Source organism: Piscibacillus salipiscarius, from assembly GCF_042685285.1.
GTDB lineage: Bacteria > Bacillota > Bacilli > Bacillales > Alkalibacillaceae > Piscibacillus > Piscibacillus salipiscarius.
This window is the reverse complement of sequence record NZ_JBHUMZ010000035.1, coordinates 1-1,689: the sequence shown is the minus strand read 5'-3', so window position 1 is coordinate 1,689 and position 1,689 is coordinate 1. Positions and strand designations below refer to the sequence as shown.

At 35.3% G+C, this 1,689-nt stretch carries 2 protein-coding genes and 1 other annotated feature; of the genes, one reads left to right on the top strand and one right to left on the bottom strand.

Going from position 1 to position 1,689, the window contains the following annotated elements; translation table 11 throughout:
• Positions 1 to 125: 125 nt before the first annotated feature.
• Positions 126 to 356: a binding site (T-box leader), on the bottom strand.
• A 48-nt stretch (positions 357 to 404) separates the two neighbouring features.
• Positions 405 to 1,151 (bottom strand): TrmH family RNA methyltransferase, encoded by a 747-nt coding sequence (locus ACFSW4_RS11950; RefSeq protein WP_054755041.1) that lies wholly within the window; start codon positions 1,149 to 1,151, stop codon positions 405 to 407.
• A gap of 98 nt (positions 1,152 to 1,249) precedes the next feature.
• On the opposite strand from ACFSW4_RS11950, the gene sspI reads away from it, so the two are divergent.
• Complete coding sequence (sspI, locus tag ACFSW4_RS11945; RefSeq protein WP_054755042.1) at positions 1,250 to 1,462, top strand: small acid-soluble spore protein SspI; 213 nt, start codon at positions 1,250 to 1,252, stop codon at positions 1,460 to 1,462.
• Positions 1,463 to 1,689 lie beyond the last annotated feature (227 nt).

Sequence of the window (1,689 nt, the reverse complement as noted above, 5' to 3'; positions counted from 1 at the left end):
GTTTGACGGCCAATGTTCATTATAACCGAGAGGAGATCTTTTTTGTTACCACTCTAAAAGTTTCATTGTCACACACGCAGAGCGTGTGGTTTTTAAAGACGTAATAAAAAAACTCATCCCTTAAACAAAGGGACGAGTTAGTATCCGTGTTACCACCCTAATTGATTACGATTATGTAATCCACTTCGTTTCGATAACGGACGATCATGCCGGGAAACCTTTACAAATATGGTCCAAGTTCCAGCTCCTGAGTGAAATTCGGCTTTCCCATTGATTAGAGTACTTTCAGTCTTTGGTACTCCTCCCTGCTAATCAATTACTTAGAAAAGCTTACTGAGCTCATTCATAGCTTTTGTTCATTCAATTGTTTATGAACTGTATTATAGATAAAAATTGATTATTTATCAAGTTAGATGTGTCAAATGATAAAGGACTATACTTGTCGCAACACCTACATTTAATGATTCACTATCCTTATGAATTGTGATATAAATCGTATCATCAACTTGTTTAAGCAAATCAGAGCTAACTCCCTTTCCTTCATTGCCAACAAGAACTGCAAATCGTTTAGTTGCAATTTCATTCAGTGGCCTAGCTTTTTCATCTAAAGCAGTACCGAGAATTGGAATGTCAAGTTCGTTTAATTTACCCATCCAGTTGTCTAAATCACCTCTTAAAACAGGCAGATGAAAGAGTGCACCTTGTGTTGCTCTAATAACTTTTTCATGATAGAGATCGACTGTTCCCTTTCCTAATACAACGGCATCTAAATTAAACGCTAAAGCACTACGTATAATAGTACCTACATTACCAGGATCTTGAACAGCATCTATTAACAACACCTTATTCAATGACTGACCAAATTGTTCGTGTTTCTGATTAACAACAGCCATAATGCCTTGAGGCGTTTCAGTAGAAGAGAGCTCATTAAACACTTCAGCCGAAACTTCGACATAATCGTAGTGTTTCCATTTCTCTGGCAGCTTTTCATATTCATGTATAATTAACTTGTCAACCTGCCAGTCACTTTTCGTAACTTCTTCAATTAAATGCCAACCTTCAACGAGGAATTTTCCTTGCTCATCACGATATTTTTTCTTATGTAATTTTTTCCATTCCTTAATGGTTTTATTCTGTTTAGATTCAATCATGACAGATCTCCTATTTTGTTTTTGATTCCATCATACATAGTTTAGTATTAAATGGTCAAACTACATGTAAAATGTATATCTAAAAAGAGGTGACCATAGTGGATTTAAATTTAAGAAAAGCAATCAGAAGTAATATAGCTGGAAATAATGAAGAAGAATTAGAAGCAACAATTCTTGATGCGATTCAAAGTGGTGAAGAGAAAATGCTTCCAGGACTAGGTGTGTTATTCGAAATGATTTGGGAAAATGCAAATGAAGAAGAAAAGGATCAAATGCTAACCATTTTAGAGCAAGAAGCTCAGAAGCTATAATCTCAATAGATACACCAATCGAAATTCGATTGGTGTTTTATTATTTTATGGGCGATGAATTTGAAAGGGGCAGATTAATTCGAAAAAGCGACCGATAAATCCGAAAAAGTGGCCGATAAAATGAGGTTGGGACAAAAGTAATATAGCTTTTCTATAAACGAATATTGAGTGTTATTAGCGTAGTCAAAATGCAAGACTCCCTCGGGAAATGTTGTCATACCAGCCAA

Coding starts and splice junctions, on each gene's coding strand:
- ACFSW4_RS11950 (WP_054755041.1), bottom strand. CDS start 1,151: ATGATTGAATCTAAACAGAATAAAACCATTAAGGAATGGAAAAAATTA.